The sequence below is a fragment of the Methylocapsa sp. S129 genome (assembly GCF_009765995.1).
Lineage (GTDB): Bacteria > Pseudomonadota > Alphaproteobacteria > Rhizobiales > Beijerinckiaceae > Roseiarcus.
The window spans coordinates 192,133-205,628 of sequence record NZ_LMUI01000048.1; the positions used below are offsets into that span (position 1 = coordinate 192,133).

Here is a 13,496-nt window from a genome sequence, read left to right on the forward strand (position 1 = left end):
TCCACCGTCGCGTAATAACCAACGGATCAAATCGCGCGGCGGTTCCATACCGGTATCGATATTGAGCCATTGTTCGCATGGAGGCATTTTTTTTCACCCTTGAGGACCTGTCAATGACGCGCAAAGCGCGCCGCCTTCGGCGGTGGCCCGAAGGGCCATCATTGACAGGTCCTCAAGGGTGAAACACGCTCTGCCATGCGAAACGATGGGTCACACCCGACCGTTTCCCGTCACGGCGCCTTCAGTTAACGCACCACGCTTTCGGCGCGCGCGCCGCGCGGATGAATCGCCGGGCGCGGGAGATTGAATGCGCTGTCATCGGAACACGCGAAATACGGGAACCGGATCGGCGCTAGGGCATGCGACAAAGCCCCACGCCGTCATTGCGAGCGGAGCGAAGCAATCCAGAGATCGTGCCCTTTGCCCAATTGTTCGCAGCGATCGGGGTGCGGAGTCTCGGTTAGCAAGCGTCACGACATCTGGATTGTTTCTCAAGGCGAATGCGCAGCATTCGTCCGGGCTCCGCTCGCAATGACGGCTATTGCCTCACTAACGGAGGCGCCACAGATATGAAAGAGGACGACCGAGATTTTGCCCGTGATCCCGCCAGCCTCCTCCCGTTCGCCTGCAAGCTGATGCCGGCCAATCCGCGCGCGGCGCGGCTACCCGATTCGGAAAAATATCTCGGCGAAAAGGCGTCGGATGGCGAAAAGGCCGAGACCGGCTCGGCTTCCCGAGACTAAGCGCTCCCCTATCCCCCATCGAGCGTACACGTCAACGCACCCCCGATAACGGGAGCGCGCTGGTGACCAATCGATAGGGGAGAGGCGTGAGGGCCGCTCGGGCGGCCGAGAACTTAGCGGCGTTCGCCGAGGCCGATGCCGAGAATGCCGGCCTTGCGGCGCAGCGCGCCTACGGTCCGCTTCATCACTTTAGATACTTTAACGACAGGCGTGCGGGCCTTCGAATGCGCCTTGAGCGTGCGGAAATCGTCCTTTGTCCACGGTTTGACGACGGGACGCGACACTTTCTTCACAGCCTTCTTGACTGCCTTCTGCGCTACTTTAGCCATTCATTGATACTCCGGTTGAATGCAGCGCAATTAATACCTCGTACTCAGAATTGCAAGAGTGGGTACTTTGAGACGCGCAAAGTAGGAGAGTGTGGATAACGGATTACTACCCAACGTACGAACGAGAATGGCGCTTTAGAACACCCGTTTGCGCATGGCGGCGTAAAGCCCGTCGCTATCGACGGGCGTCTCTCGACGCCCTATGGCGCGCCGCCTTCGGCGGTGGCCAGAAGGACCATCATTGACAAGCTCTCAAGGGTGAAACACGCTCCGCCATGCGAAACGATGGGTCACACCCGACCGTTTCCCGTTACGGCGCCTTCAATTAACGTACCGCGCTTTCGGCGCGCGCGCCGCGCGGATGAATCGGCGGGCGCGGGAGATTGAATGCGCTATCGTCGGAACACGCGAAATACGGGAACGGGATCGGCGCCAGGGCTTGTGATGCAACTCCCATCGTCATTGCGAGCGGAGCGAAGCAATCCAGAGGTCGTGCCCTTTGCCCAATGGTTCTTCGCGGTCGAAGAGCGAGTCCCGGCTAGCAATTGTCACGACCTCTGGATTGCTTCGCTCCGCTCGCAATGACGGTCGATCGTTTCTGCCGCAAATCATCAAGCTCTCATTCGCGACGCCGTCGACGGCACGCGGAATTTTCCGGCTTTTCGCGCATCGCCCAAACGCACTCGTCTGCTTTTAATCCCGCATTGGTGTCCGCCTATAAAGTATGATAAAGTATGCTCGCTAGCTTAGAAGGAGGCACGCCATGAGCAGGATCGAACGGATGACCATAACGATGCCGGCGGAAATGGCGGCATTGGTGAAGAGCGCCGTCGAGGCGGGCGATTACGCGTCCACCAGCGAAGTCGTTCGCGCCGCGCTGCGCGACTGGAAAACCAAGCGCGCGCTTCAGATCGAAGAATTGGCGGCGCTGAAGGCCGATATTGATGCGGGACTCGCCGATGTGGCGGCCGGCCGCGTGAAGGACTTCGATACGGCTCGCATCGTCGCGCGAGGGAGGAAACTATTAGCCGCCCGCTCGCCCTCCGTCTGACCGAAGCGGCGGAAGCCGACCTCGCCGAAATCGGTTCGCCATTGCCGTTGAGGCCTCAGAGGCGACGGCGACGCGCATCATCGACAAGATCGAAACGACAGAGCGGGATGATTTACTGTGGAACCGGTGATCGTCATTGCGAGCGGAGCGAAGCAATCCAGCGATCGTGCCCTTTGCCTAATTGTTCTGGGCGGTCGAAGAGCGGAGTCCCGGTTAGCAACCGTCACGACCTCTGGATTGCTTCGCTCCGCTCGCAATGACGGTCGCGCCTGTCCGACGAGAGCGCGCGTCCCGGCGGACGATCGCGAGACGCAGCGTCCGGCGGCAGATAATCTCGCGCCGTCATTAATTGCGAGCGGAGCGAAGCAATCTAGGCAGGGCTTACGGCGAAACATTCACGACGCTGAAATTGACGCCGTCATCAATTCCGTAAAAGGCTATGCACGCTGGGCGTTGATCGCATCGCGCCCAACGCCAGTTGAAAAGCCCATCAATCGGACGCACACTTCTTTCCTTCACGCAGCGCGCAACGCTGCCTCACGGAGGGGCGGGGGATGGCGAACAGGGCAATGCGTCTCAGGGTCGGGAGCGTTTTCTCGGCGTTCCTCGTCCCTTGCTTTTTCGTCGCGACGACAACGCCATGCGCGGCGCAGTCGGCAAACGTCTCCGAACTGTTCGGCGCGCGCGTCGAGGCCGTGGCGGGCGTCAAATCGCCGCTGATGCGCGGCGATTATGATGGCGACGGCAAAGCCGACGCCGTCTATTTCGTGAAGATTGCGCCGGCCGGCGACGGCAAATCCGTCGCGAGCGACGTGCATGTGATCAGCATCTATCATAGCGAGGCGCTGAGCGCGCAATCGTCCGGCCATGGCCTCGCCATCGTCTTGAACAATGGCCAAAAGTTCCTCGCCGTCGATTTTGAACAGGGCGCGCAGGGCTTCTTCGACGCTCCAAGCTGGGCGGATATCGGGGGCTGGGACAAGACCTCGCCGCCGCCCCACTCCGCCAAACGCGGCTCGGCCGAGCTCAAAACCTATCCGTGCCTCGGCAAGGGGACCAAGGGCGACGTCATCCTGCTGCGCGACGAAGCGGGCATCGATGAGGCGTTGGCCTGGACCGGCAAGACCTTCAAGATGTGCGTCGACCCGAATAACGATCCTTAAGGCGGCCTGTCGCGCCGACAGGCGAAAGCGAGGGATGATGGCCATCGATCCTGACCGGCGGATGAGTCCGGAGGAAATCCGGGCCGGCGCCCGCCGCGTGGCATGGGCCAGTCCGTTCCTGTTTCTGATCATGTTCTTCCTCGTGCGCCATCAAGGCTATACGATGGGCGCGGCGTTCCTGGTCGGCCTCGCCACGATCGCCGCCCCCTGGCTCCTCATCCTGCCGATCCTCCTATGGGGCGGACGGACGGTGGAAGGCTTGGGAATCCTCGCCGCGCTTCTGCGGATTTTCAGGGACTGAAGGGCGGTCGGGCGACGGAGACAAAGACGAAGGACGGCCCGTCAGGCGCGCGCGAGTAAGCGCCAGACCCGCACTATGTCGGGACAAATGCGCCCGTAATCGCGGCGTTCATCTGCGTCCTCATCACTGTTGAGCGTTTCATAAGGATTTGGGTTGAGACGCCTTGCACGGGCGTATCATTTTTGATACATTAGGTCATGACGGATAAGCTAACGCCTATCCCTCTCGTTTTCTGGAGATCCACCGCGGGGCGTGAACCGGTACGGGAGTGGTTGAACGAACTGCCCCGTGACGATCAGCGGACGATCGGGCGCGACATCGCCAAAGTGCAATTTGGTTGGCCGATCGGACTGCCGGTGTGTCGGCCCTTGAGCCGCGGTCTCTGGGAAGTGCGATCATCATTGCCGAGCAAGCGCGAGGCGCGCGTTCTTTTTGGCTTCGATGACGGCATGCTGATCGCGCTGCACGCGTTCATCAAGAAGACGAGAGAAACGCCGGCGGACAACCTGACGCTTGCCCGGCAGCGATTGAAAGAGGCGACATCATGACGAAGACGAATCCGCATATCGGTTCGACCTTCGAAAGCTGGCTCGATGAAGCCGGCATTCGCGAGGAGGTTACGGCGGCCGCCGCCAAGTCTGTGATTGCGGCGCAGATCGGCGAGGAAATGAAAAAGCAGAATATCAGCAAAGCTCGGATGGCTGAGATGATGCAGACCAGCCGCGCTCAGGTCGATCGGTTGCTCGATCCCGAGAACGGCAGCGCCACGCTTGAAACCCTCATGCGCGCGGCGCGGATCGTCGGGCGCCGGCTGCGGCTCGAATTGGTTTGAGGGGATGGACGCCGAATAGATTCGGCGCGCCGCTATCGTCCAGACAAGCCCGCTCCCCTCAAAAAAACGCCTGCAGCCCCGTCTGCGCGCGTCCGAGGATCAGCGCATGCACGTCATGCGCCCCTTCATAGGTGTTGACGGTCTCCAGATTCTGCGCGTGGCGCATCACGTGATAACCGCCCGAAATGCCGTTGGCGCCATGGATGTCGCGCGCGGCGCGGGCGATGTCGAGCGCCTTGCCGCAATTGTTGCGCTTGACGAGCGAGATCATCTCCGGCGCCCATTGGCCCTCGTCCATCAGGCGGCCGACGCGTAAGGACGCCTGCAGGCCGAGCGCGATTTCCGTCTGCATGTCGGCGAGTTTCTTTTGCACGAGCTGGGTCGCGGCGAGCGGCCGTCCGAATTGCTTGCGCCCCAGCGCATATTCGCGCGACCGGCGCCAGCAATCCTCCGCCGCGCCCATCGCGCCCCAGGAAATGCCGTAGCGCGCCCGGTTGAGGCAGCCGAACGGGCCCTTCAGCCCGCTGACATTGGGCAGCAGATGGCTGGCGGGGATTTCGACGCCGTCCATCACGACTTCGCCGGTGATCGAGGCGCGCAGCGAAAGCTTGCCGTCGATCTTGGGGGCCGAAAGGCCCTTCATGCCCTTCTCCAGGATGAAGCCGCGAATCTGCCCGCCATGACCTGAGGATTTCGCCCAGATCACAAAGACGTCGGCGATCGGCGCGTTGGAGATCCAGAGTTTTGATCCGGTCAGCCGGTAGCCGCCATCGACCGGCTCGGCCTTGGTCTTCATCGAGCCGGGATCGGAGCCGGACTCGGCCTCGGTCAGGCCGAAACAGCCGATCCATTCGCCGCTCGCCAGTTTCGGCAGATATTTCTCGCGCTGCGCCTCGTCGCCATAGGCGGAGATCGGATACATGACGAGCGAGGATTGCACGCTCATCATCGAGCGATAGCCCGAATCGACCCGTTCGACCTCGCGCGCGACCAGCCCGTAGGCGACATAATTGGCGTTCGCGCAGCCATATTTCTCCGGCAGCGTCACGCCCAGCAGCCCCAGCGCGCCCATTTCCCGGAAAATCTCCGGTTCGACTTTCTCTTTTTCGTAAGCATCGACAATGCGGGGCAGGAGCTTTTCCTGCGCATAGGCCTGCGCCGTATCGCGAATGGACCGCTCGTCCTCGGTCAATTGCGATTCAAGATGGAACGGGTCTTCCCACTGGAACCCGGTGGCGTCGGAACTCATGGCTTGCGTCCTTGATGCGGCGGTTGCTGCGACAGCTATGGCCGGGCTGGGGCGGCTTTTCAAGCGGGCGATTGAGACGAATGACCCCTCAGCGGACACGGATTTGCGCGATAGGATTAAAGCGCAGGAATTCCCTCCCCCCTTGTGGGGGAGGGTTAGGGAGGGGGGGGCGCGCATGCCTAACCGGTTAAAGCCGATTGCGCGCAAACTAAGGACAAACGCGACCGACGCCGAACGCCGCCTTTGGAATGGCGTCAGACGCGAACAGATCGGCGGCTTCAGGTTTCGGCGCCAGGTCATCCTCAAGGGCTTCGTCGTGGACTTCGCCTGCCACGAGGCGCGACTGGTCGTCGAAGTCGACGGCGCTACACATTCGACCGATGCCGAACGCGTGCGCGACGGGATGCGCTCCGTCGCGTTGAACTCGCAAGGCTATGGCGTTCTGCGATTTATGAATGACGAGATTTTCCACAATATCGACGGCGTGTTGGAAACCATTCGATTGAAGCTGATTGAACTGAGGCCGCGCTTGGAAGGCGACGCTTTCGAGGGCGGCGCGACCCCCCTCCCTAACCCTCCCCCACAAGGGGGGAGGGAATAGCGCCAACGTCTTGGAAAACCTCAACATGACAACCGGGGACAAGCCCGGCCATGACGTAAGAGGGGCCGGAATGAGGACCGCTGGCCTGCCCGCCCCCGCTTGCACTGGCGCCGCCTTCTCGGCATGGTGGCACCCATGAGCGGACCCCCCGACAAAATGGCCGAGCCGCGCGCCCTGGCGAACCTGGATTCGCGCTCGCGCGACATTTTCCGGCGCATCGTCGATTCCTATCTCGTCAATGGCGAGCCCGTCGGTTCGCGCAACCTCTCGCGCCTGCTGCCGATCTCGCTGTCGCCGGCCTCCGTCCGCAATGTGATGCAGGATCTCGAGGAGCTCGGGCTCATTTACGCCCCGCACACCAGCGCGGGCAGGATGCCGACAGAACTTGGCCTGCGCTTCTTCGTCGACGCGCTGCTCGAATTTGGCGACCTGACCCGCGCCGACCGCGCGCGCATCGACAATGGCGTCAAGGCCGCCGCCGAAGGGCGCGGCTTTGAAGGCGCCCTGACCGGGACGATGAGCCTTCTGTCGAATCTGACGCGCGGGGCGGGCGTCGTTCTGACCAGCAAGGACAATGTCCGGCTGAAACATATCGAATTCGTCCGCCTTGAGCCGGCAAAGGCGCTGGCGGTGCTGGTCTCCGAGGACGGCTCGGTCGAAAACCGCATCATCGACACGCCCGCCGGCATGCCCGCTTCCGCTTTGGTCGAGGCGGCCAATTATCTGAACGCGCGGGTGCGCGGCCGCACCCTCGCCGAAGCGCGCGCCGACATCGAGGCCGCGCGCCGGGCGGCGCAGAACGAGCTGGACGGCCTGGCGGCGCGCCTTGTCGATGCCGGGCTGGCGTCCTGGGCGGGCGTCGAGGAATCGCGCCAGCAATTGATCGTGCGCGGTCAGGCCAATCTGCTCGACGATTTGCGCGCCAACGACGATCTCGATCGCATCCGGTTGCTTTTCGCCGATCTCGAGACGAAAACCGACGTCATCGATCTGCTCCACCGGGCGGAAATCGGCGACGGCGTCAAAATCTTCATCGGTTCGGAGAACAAGCTTTTTTCGCTTTCGGGCTCGTCGATGATCGCCGCGCCTTTGCGCGACGGCGAGCAGAAAATCGCAGGTGTGCTCGGCGTCATCGGGCCGACCCGTCTCAATTATGCGCGGATCGTCCCGATGGTGGAATATACGGCGCGGGCGCTCGGCGACCTGATGCGCGTGCGCTGAATTCTAGGCGCGCGCGGGCCAGGCGATCAGGGCGAACGATCAAGGAAAGGGAGAACGGAATGACGGATTCACCAGTTCCGGGGCGAGAGGTTCATAGCCTTGGCGGCGCCATGCACCGGTTGCAGAATAAATGGGGCGCCATCGTCGCCTTCGGCGTGCTGCTGATCCTGCTCGGCGTCGCCGCGACGGTTTTCGCGCTGGCGGCGACGATCGCCACCGTCACCATCAATGGCGTGGTTTTCCTGATCGCCGGCGCGGCCGAAATCGGCATCGGCACACATTCGCGAGGCTGGGGCCAATTTTTCCTGTGGGTCCTCGGCGGCGTGCTTTATCTCCTCGTCGGCCTGATCTGCATCTTCAACCCGATTTTCGCCTCGACCGTGCTGACTTTGATGCTGGGCGCTGGCCTGATCGCGGCGGGCGTGGTGCGCGGCTACCTCGCATCGCAGCTTCCCGCCGATCATCCGCGCGCGATGGTCTTCCTTGCCGGCGCCGTGACGGTCCTGCTCGGCCTGATCATCGTCATTCATTGGCCGGCCGATTCCATCTGGGTGCTCGGAACCTTGCTCGGCGTTGATCTGTTATTCAACGGCGCGGGCTGGGTGCGCTTCGGCCTCGGGCTGCGCGCCCGGCGCTGACCGGCGCCGCGGCGGCCTTCATTCTGTTCAGGAACGGACCAGGGAATCGACAATGACGAAATGGGTCTATTCTTTCGGCGGCGAAAAAGCCGAAGGGACGGGGCGGATGCGCGACCTGCTCGGCGGCAAGGGCGCCAATCTCGCCGAAATGGCCAATCTTGGCCTGCCGGTTCCCCCCGGCTTCACCATCAGCACCGAAGTCTGTACGCATTTCTACGCTCATTCCAAGCAATATCCCGGGGAATTGCAGGCGCAGGTCGAGGCGGCGCTTAAAGCCGTCGGAATGCTTGCCGAACGCGTCTTTGGCGACGCCGCCAATCCGCTGCTGGTTTCCGTGCGTTCGGGCGCCAGGGCCTCGATGCCCGGCATGATGGATACGGTGCTGAACCTCGGCCTCAACGACGCCTCTGTGGTGACGTTAGCCAAGACGTCGGGCGACGAGCGTTTCGCCTATGATAGCTATCGGCGCTTCATCCAGATGTATTCCAATGTCGTGCTCGATATCGATCACCATCATTTCGAGGACATCCTCGAGGCGATGAAGGAGGATAAGGGCTATATCCTCGACACGGATCTGAGCGCCGAAGACTGGCGCGCGATCATCGCCGCGTACAAGGCCAAAGTGCAGGAGGCGAGCGGCAAGCCGTTTCCCCAGGATCCGCGTCAGCAGCTCTGGGGCGCGATCGGCGCGGTCTTTTCCTCCTGGATGAACCAGCGCGCCATCACCTATCGGCGCCTGAACGACATTCCCGAGAGCTGGGGCACCGCGGTCAGCGTCCAGGCGATGGTGTTTGGCAATATGGGCGAGACCTCGGCGACGGGCGTCGCCTTCACGCGCAATCCCTCGACCGGCGCCAACGAGCTCTACGGCGAATTCCTCGTCAACGCCCAGGGCGAGGATGTAGTGGCCGGCATTCGCACGCCGCAGAACATCACCGAGGCGGCGCGCAAGGCTGCCGGCTCCGACGCGCCTTCTTTGGAAACCTTGATGCCCGAAGCCTTCGCGCGCTTCGTCGCGACGACCCATCTGCTCGAAAAACATTACCGCGACATGCAGGATCTCGAATTCACCATCGAGCGCGGCAAGCTGTGGATGCTGCAGACGCGTGGAGGCAAACGCACCGCGAGGGCCTCGCTGCGCGTCGCCGTCGAAATGGCCAACGAGGGCTTGATCTCTCAAGAAGACGCCGTCGCGCGCATCGAGCCCGCCTCGCTCGATCAGTTGCTGCATCCGATGATCGATCCCAAGGCAATCCGCAATCCCTTGGCGATCGGTCTGCCCGCCTCGCCCGGCGCGGCGTCGGGCGAGATCGTGTTCTCCGCCGACGAGGCCGAGCAGCTCAGGAATATCGGCCGCAAGGTGATCCTCGTGCGCATCGAGACTTCGCCCGAGGACATCCATGGCATGCATGCCGCCGAAGGCATCGTGACGACGCGCGGCGGCATGACCTCGCATGCGGCTGTCGTGGCGCGCGGCATGGGCAAGCCTTGCGTTTCGGGCGCGGGAACGATCCGCGTCGACTATGCCGCGCAGACGATGGTCGCGGGCGGCGTCACGCTGAAAAAAGGCGACATCCTCACCATCGATGGCGGCAACGGCCAGGTTCTGCAGGGCGCGATCGCAATGGTGAAGCCGGAACTGACCGGCGAATTCGCCACTTTGATGGGCTGGGCGGATCAGGCGCGGCGCATGAAAGTGCGCGCCAATGCGGAGACGCCGCAGGATGCGCGCGTCGCGCGCAGTTTCGGCGCCGAGGGCATCGGGCTTTGCCGCACCGAGCATATGTTCTTTGAGGGCGAACGCATCGTCGCGGTGCGTGAAATGATCCTCGCCGAAACGGAAGCGGGACGGCGCGCCGCGCTCGCCAAACTGCTGCCGATCCAGCGGCGCGACTTCGCAGAATTGTTCGAGATCATGAACGGCCTGCCGGTGACGATCCGCCTGCTCGACCCGCCGCTGCACGAATTCCTGCCCCATACTGAGGCCGAGATCGCTGAGGTCGCCAAGGCGATGGGGGTCGCGCCGCAAAAGCTGCGCGCACGCGCCGCCGATCTGCATGAGGTCAATCCGATGCTCGGCTTTCGCGGCGTGCGCATCGCGATCCGCTATCCCGAAATCGCCGAAATGCAGGCGCGTGCGATCTTCGAGGGCGCGGTTGAGGCGGGCGCCAAAACCGGCCAGCCGATCAAGGCCGAGATCATGGTTCCCCTGGTGATGACCAAGGCCGAACTCGACGTCGTCAAGGCCAATATCGTGGCGATGGCCGAAGCCGTCGCCAAGGAAACGGGCGTCGTGGTGCCTTATGAGATTGGCACGATGATTGAACTGCCGCGCGCCGCTTTGCGGGCCGGCGATATCGCCAAGAGCGCTGAATTCTTTTCGTTCGGCACCAACGACCTCACGCAGACGACGCTCGGCGTTTCGCGCGACGACGCCGCCTCGTTCCTCGGGACTTATACGACGCGCGGCGTTCTACCCGCCGATCCCTTCGTGACGCTCGACCAGGAAGGCGTCGGGGAATTGGTGAAGATCGCCGCCGAGCGGGGCAGGGCGACCCGCCCCGACATCAAGCTTGGCATCTGCGGCGAGCACGGCGGCGATCCTGCGAGCATCGCCTTTTGCGAAAGCGTCGGGCTCGACTACGTCTCTTGCTCGCCCTTCCGCGTGCCGATCGCGCGCCTCGCGGCGGCGCAGGCGGCGCTGGGGCGGAAGGCGGCTTCGACGGCGTGATCCTATCGAGAGAACCTTTTGCATCACGGAGTTCCCATGAAGCGACTGGCGCTCTTGCTGGAACTGAGCGCGACGGTTGCGCTCTTGATTTCGCCCTCGACTGCCTCCGCGGCGAGTGACGCTGTACCGGCTCACAAGGAGCCCGCTGCGACCGCCAAGGACGCCAAGGGGCTCGTTTCGGTCAGCAGCATGAGCGCGTCCGACTACGACGCGTGCGTCGCCGACCTGACGTCCAAAGGGATTGTCTTCGAGCCAGTGAGGGAAGTCTGGGAAGAGGGCTGCCAGCTCTCCGGCGCGATCAAACTCGCCGCCGTCGCGACGCCTTTCGGGAACGTGAGCATTGCCGGCAAACCCGCCATGCTGTGCAGTTTCGGACGGCTGTTCAGCAACTGGGTGCGCGACGTCGGCGCGCCGCTCACCCTCGCTTATACCGGCCAGAAATTGACGGAGATCGAGGCCGGACAGGCTTTCTCCTGTCGGGCGCGGTACGATAAGCCAGGCGCCGTCCCAAGCGAGCACGCCAAGGGGAATGCGATCGACATCGCCTCGTTCGTCCTGGCGGACAATCGCCGCATCCTCGTGAAGCGGCAAGATTCCCAGATTCCCCTGGCGGCCGACCTCGTCCACGCTTTGCGGATGACGGCCTGCGGCTATTTCACCACGGTCCTCGGCCCCGGGTCAGACCCGGCTCATGAAGAACATCTGCATTTTGACGCCGCCGTGCACGGCGCCACGCCTAATTACCGCATCTGTGAATGATATGAGCTTTCCCGGGCGCCGTCGCCCTCGACGAAATGGAAGATCGCGATTTAGTATATTCGCCGCGAGTTCTTCGCGAGGAAGGATATCTATCCATGATGGGTGCGCCATGACCCCTCGCAACATCGTCCTGTTCGCGTTTGCGTCGCTGCTTCTATGGGCCGCCCCGGAGGCCGGGTGGGCCGCGGCGCTGCAGACAAAGGCGCTCCAGACAAAGGCGCCCTATGCGTTTCTGATCGACGACAGTACAGGCGCCGTGTTGTTGGCGAAGAACGCCGACGCGCCGATGTCGCCGGCCTCGACGACGAAAATCCTTACGGCCGAGATCGTCTTCCGCGAACTCGCGGAAGGCAGGCTCAAGCTCGACGACGCCGTGACGATCTCGCCGAGGGCGGCGCGCGAGGGCGACGCCGAGTCCGGCGGCTCCAGCATGTTCGCCCAGGCGAACTCCAGCGTCCGGATCGAGGATCTGCTGCGCGGCCTTCTCATCACGTCGGGTAACGATGCGGCGATCGCTTTGGCCGAGCGCGTCGCCGGCGGGGAAGAAGCGTTCGCCACGTTGATGAACAGGCGCGCTGGCGAACTGGGGATGACCCGGTCGCATTTCGCCAACGCCTGGGGCGACGGCAGTCCCAGACAGAAGGTCACCGCGCGCGACATGGCCCGCCTCGCCTCGTACGTCATCCGGACCTACCCTCAATATTATCGCTACTGCGGAGAGGCCGAGTTCACCTGGAACGGCATCCGGCAACATAACCGGAACCCGCTTCTGGGCATGAACATCGGGGCGGACGGCGTGAAAACGGGCCATCTGGCGAGCAGCGGCTTCGGCCTGGTCGGATCCGCCGTCCAGAACGGCCACAGGCTGATCCTGGTCCTCAACGGAACGCGCTCGGAACAGGACCGAGCCAATGAAGCGCGCCGGTTGTTTGAATGGGGATTTCACGCGGCTGGTCTCTAGGGCTCCGCGCGCCGCGTTGCGGGCGGGCGACATCGCCAAAAGCGTCGACCGGGAGTTGGTGAATTAGTTATTGACGTATGTAAGGCGATGCCTTACATACGCTTATGATCGCGAGCTTTCGAAGCAAGCCGCTCAAGCGCTACTGGACTAAGGGAGACGACGCCGGCATTCGTCCAGACTGGCGTTCGAAAGTTCGTATCATTTTGTCCAGGCTTGACGTAGCTCCGCTCCCAGCGGCCATGAATTCGCCGGGGCTCGGGTTTCACGCACTGGCGGGCGATCTTGCGGGCCGATATGCGGTGACCGTTTCAAGAAACTGGCGCATCACGTTCTCATGGGACGGCGAAGATGCGACAGAAGTCGATTTGGAGGACTATCATGGCTAAGAACCGGCGCCATTCATCGATCGAGCCCGCTCATCCCGGCGAGATGCTGGCCGAAATCACGATCCCTGCGACGGGCAAGACCAAGACTGAGATCGCTCGTCTCCTCGGTATTTCGCGCCAGACGCTTTACGACATTGTTTCTCTGAAGCAAGGCGTATCGCCTTCGATTGCCGTTCGGCTCGGCAAGCTGTTCGGTGACGGTCCCGAGATTTGGCTGCGGATGCAAACCGAACATGATCTTTGGCGCGCTTTGAAGGAAGTTGACGTGTCAGCCATCAAGACGCTTGAACGCGCTGCATAGGCGCGGCGGCCATCCAGCGGTCTGACACCCCTCACAGCTCCAGCAAGAACGCTGCCGGCTTCTGCCCCAATATCCGCCAGGCGCCGATCATCCTGAGCGCCACGGTCAGTAGCATTGCTGCGAGCGCGACGCCGACCGCCGCCGAACAGGAGACGGCGAAGTCGAGTGGCGTGACGCGGGTGACGATGACGTAAGCCGCGCCGGCGCCCCTCTCGCAATCATCCCGTAAT

16 protein-coding genes are annotated in these 13,496 nt (G+C 62.8%); 14 read left to right on the forward strand and 2 right to left on the reverse strand.

The annotated features are described in order from the left end of the window. The first annotated feature begins 569 nt into the window (after positions 1–569). The gene (locus GSQ90_RS26100; protein WP_158817884.1) at positions 570–743 is read left to right on the forward strand and encodes a hypothetical protein; all 174 of its coding nucleotides are present in this window, start codon (positions 570–572) and stop codon (positions 741–743) included. 113 nt (positions 744–856) lie between these two features. Here GSQ90_RS26100 and GSQ90_RS26105 read toward each other — a convergent pair whose 3' ends face one another. Further along, on the reverse strand, positions 857–1,072 hold the full coding sequence (locus tag GSQ90_RS26105; protein ID WP_158817885.1) for a hypothetical protein: 216 nt from the start codon (positions 1,070–1,072) through the stop codon (positions 857–859). Positions 1,073–1,835: 763 nt separating this feature from the next. Between GSQ90_RS26105 and GSQ90_RS26110 the strand changes: the two genes are divergently transcribed. The 5 genes from GSQ90_RS26110 (at position 1,836) to GSQ90_RS26130 (ending at position 4,419) form a co-directional block, all read left to right on the forward strand. Further along, positions 1,836–2,123, forward strand: a complete 288-nt coding sequence (locus GSQ90_RS26110) for a type II toxin-antitoxin system ParD family antitoxin (protein WP_158817886.1) — start codon at positions 1,836–1,838, stop codon at positions 2,121–2,123. A 554-nt stretch (positions 2,124–2,677) separates the two neighbouring features. Then, positions 2,678–3,286 carry a hypothetical protein gene (locus GSQ90_RS26115; protein WP_158817887.1) on the forward strand — a complete coding sequence of 203 codons (609 nt, stop codon included), beginning with the start codon at positions 2,678–2,680 and terminating at the stop codon, positions 3,284–3,286. Positions 3,287–3,320: 34 nt separating this feature from the next. Then, positions 3,321–3,587, forward strand: a complete 267-nt coding sequence (locus GSQ90_RS26120; RefSeq protein WP_158817888.1) for a hypothetical protein — start codon at positions 3,321–3,323, stop codon at positions 3,585–3,587. A 272-nt stretch (positions 3,588–3,859) separates the two neighbouring features. Continuing rightward, positions 3,860–4,135 carry a type II toxin-antitoxin system RelE/ParE family toxin gene (locus GSQ90_RS26125; protein ID WP_371418446.1) on the forward strand — a complete coding sequence of 92 codons (276 nt, stop codon included), beginning with the start codon at positions 3,860–3,862 and terminating at the stop codon, positions 4,133–4,135. After that, positions 4,132–4,419, forward strand: coding sequence for an XRE family transcriptional regulator (locus GSQ90_RS26130; protein ID WP_158817890.1), 288 nt, complete (start codon positions 4,132–4,134; stop codon positions 4,417–4,419). Before GSQ90_RS26125 ends, GSQ90_RS26130 begins: the two co-directional genes overlap by 4 nt. 58 nt (positions 4,420–4,477) lie before the next feature. On the opposite strand, the gene GSQ90_RS26135 is transcribed toward GSQ90_RS26130, so the two are convergent. Further along, positions 4,478–5,668: an acyl-CoA dehydrogenase gene (locus GSQ90_RS26135; RefSeq protein ID WP_158817891.1), complete on the reverse strand. Its 1,191-nt coding sequence runs from the start codon at positions 5,666–5,668 to the stop codon at positions 4,478–4,480. A gap of 175 nt (positions 5,669–5,843) precedes the next feature. On the opposite strand from GSQ90_RS26135, the gene GSQ90_RS26140 reads away from it, so the two are divergent. The 8 genes from GSQ90_RS26140 (at position 5,844) to GSQ90_RS26175 (ending at position 13,266) form a co-directional block, all read left to right on the forward strand. Then, on the forward strand, positions 5,844–6,269 hold the full coding sequence (locus GSQ90_RS26140; protein ID WP_158817892.1) for an endonuclease domain-containing protein: 426 nt from the start codon (positions 5,844–5,846) through the stop codon (positions 6,267–6,269). Between the two features lie 135 nt (positions 6,270–6,404). Beyond that, positions 6,405–7,490, forward strand: coding sequence for a heat-inducible transcriptional repressor HrcA (hrcA, locus tag GSQ90_RS26145; protein ID WP_158817893.1), 1,086 nt, complete (start codon positions 6,405–6,407; stop codon positions 7,488–7,490). A 59-nt stretch (positions 7,491–7,549) separates the two neighbouring features. Then, positions 7,550–8,128 carry an HdeD family acid-resistance protein gene (locus GSQ90_RS26150; protein WP_158817894.1) on the forward strand — a complete coding sequence of 193 codons (579 nt, stop codon included), beginning with the start codon at positions 7,550–7,552 and terminating at the stop codon, positions 8,126–8,128. Between the two features lie 52 nt (positions 8,129–8,180). Continuing rightward, positions 8,181–10,859 carry a pyruvate, phosphate dikinase gene (ppdK, locus tag GSQ90_RS26155; RefSeq protein ID WP_158817895.1) on the forward strand — a complete coding sequence of 893 codons (2,679 nt, stop codon included), beginning with the start codon at positions 8,181–8,183 and terminating at the stop codon, positions 10,857–10,859. 36 nt (positions 10,860–10,895) lie between these two features. Then, complete coding sequence (locus tag GSQ90_RS26160; RefSeq protein ID WP_158817896.1) at positions 10,896–11,618, forward strand: extensin family protein; 723 nt, start codon at positions 10,896–10,898, stop codon at positions 11,616–11,618. A gap of 109 nt (positions 11,619–11,727) precedes the next feature. Beyond that, entirely contained in the window at positions 11,728–12,579 is an 852-nt protein-coding gene (locus GSQ90_RS26165; protein ID WP_158817897.1) for a D-alanyl-D-alanine carboxypeptidase family protein, read from the forward strand. Between the two features lie 104 nt (positions 12,580–12,683). Next, positions 12,684–12,965 carry a type II toxin-antitoxin system RelE/ParE family toxin gene (locus tag GSQ90_RS32965; protein ID WP_158817898.1) on the forward strand — a complete coding sequence of 94 codons (282 nt, stop codon included), beginning with the start codon at positions 12,684–12,686 and terminating at the stop codon, positions 12,963–12,965. After that, the gene (locus GSQ90_RS26175; protein WP_158817899.1) at positions 12,958–13,266 is read left to right on the forward strand and encodes a HigA family addiction module antitoxin; all 309 of its coding nucleotides are present in this window, start codon (positions 12,958–12,960) and stop codon (positions 13,264–13,266) included. Before GSQ90_RS32965 ends, GSQ90_RS26175 begins: the two co-directional genes overlap by 8 nt. The last annotated feature ends 230 nt before the right edge of the window (positions 13,267–13,496 follow it).

Excerpts from the sequence above, each read along its gene's own strand:
- GSQ90_RS26175 (WP_158817899.1), top strand. The coding sequence starts at position 12,958 with ATGGCTAAGAACCGGCGCCATTCATCGATCGAGCCCGCTCATCCCGGC.
- hrcA (WP_158817893.1), top strand. The coding sequence starts at position 6,405 with ATGAGCGGACCCCCCGACAAAATGGCCGAGCCGCGCGCCCTGGCGAAC.
- GSQ90_RS26135 (WP_158817891.1), bottom strand. The coding sequence starts at position 5,668 with ATGAGTTCCGACGCCACCGGGTTCCAGTGGGAAGACCCGTTCCATCTT.
- GSQ90_RS26160 (WP_158817896.1), top strand. The coding sequence starts at position 10,896 with ATGAAGCGACTGGCGCTCTTGCTGGAACTGAGCGCGACGGTTGCGCTC.
- GSQ90_RS26130 (WP_158817890.1), top strand. The coding sequence starts at position 4,132 with ATGACGAAGACGAATCCGCATATCGGTTCGACCTTCGAAAGCTGGCTC.
- GSQ90_RS26115 (WP_158817887.1), top strand. The coding sequence starts at position 2,678 with ATGGCGAACAGGGCAATGCGTCTCAGGGTCGGGAGCGTTTTCTCGGCG.
- GSQ90_RS26105 (WP_158817885.1), bottom strand. The coding sequence starts at position 1,072 with ATGGCTAAAGTAGCGCAGAAGGCAGTCAAGAAGGCTGTGAAGAAAGTG.
- GSQ90_RS32965 (WP_158817898.1), top strand. The coding sequence starts at position 12,684 with ATGATCGCGAGCTTTCGAAGCAAGCCGCTCAAGCGCTACTGGACTAAG.
- GSQ90_RS26120 (WP_158817888.1), top strand. The coding sequence starts at position 3,321 with ATGATGGCCATCGATCCTGACCGGCGGATGAGTCCGGAGGAAATCCGG.
- GSQ90_RS26165 (WP_158817897.1), top strand. The coding sequence starts at position 11,728 with ATGACCCCTCGCAACATCGTCCTGTTCGCGTTTGCGTCGCTGCTTCTA.
- GSQ90_RS26100 (WP_158817884.1), top strand. The coding sequence starts at position 570 with ATGAAAGAGGACGACCGAGATTTTGCCCGTGATCCCGCCAGCCTCCTC.
- GSQ90_RS26140 (WP_158817892.1), top strand. The coding sequence starts at position 5,844 with ATGCCTAACCGGTTAAAGCCGATTGCGCGCAAACTAAGGACAAACGCG.
- ppdK (WP_158817895.1), top strand. The coding sequence starts at position 8,181 with ATGACGAAATGGGTCTATTCTTTCGGCGGCGAAAAAGCCGAAGGGACG.
- GSQ90_RS26110 (WP_158817886.1), top strand. The coding sequence starts at position 1,836 with ATGAGCAGGATCGAACGGATGACCATAACGATGCCGGCGGAAATGGCG.
- GSQ90_RS26150 (WP_158817894.1), top strand. The coding sequence starts at position 7,550 with ATGACGGATTCACCAGTTCCGGGGCGAGAGGTTCATAGCCTTGGCGGC.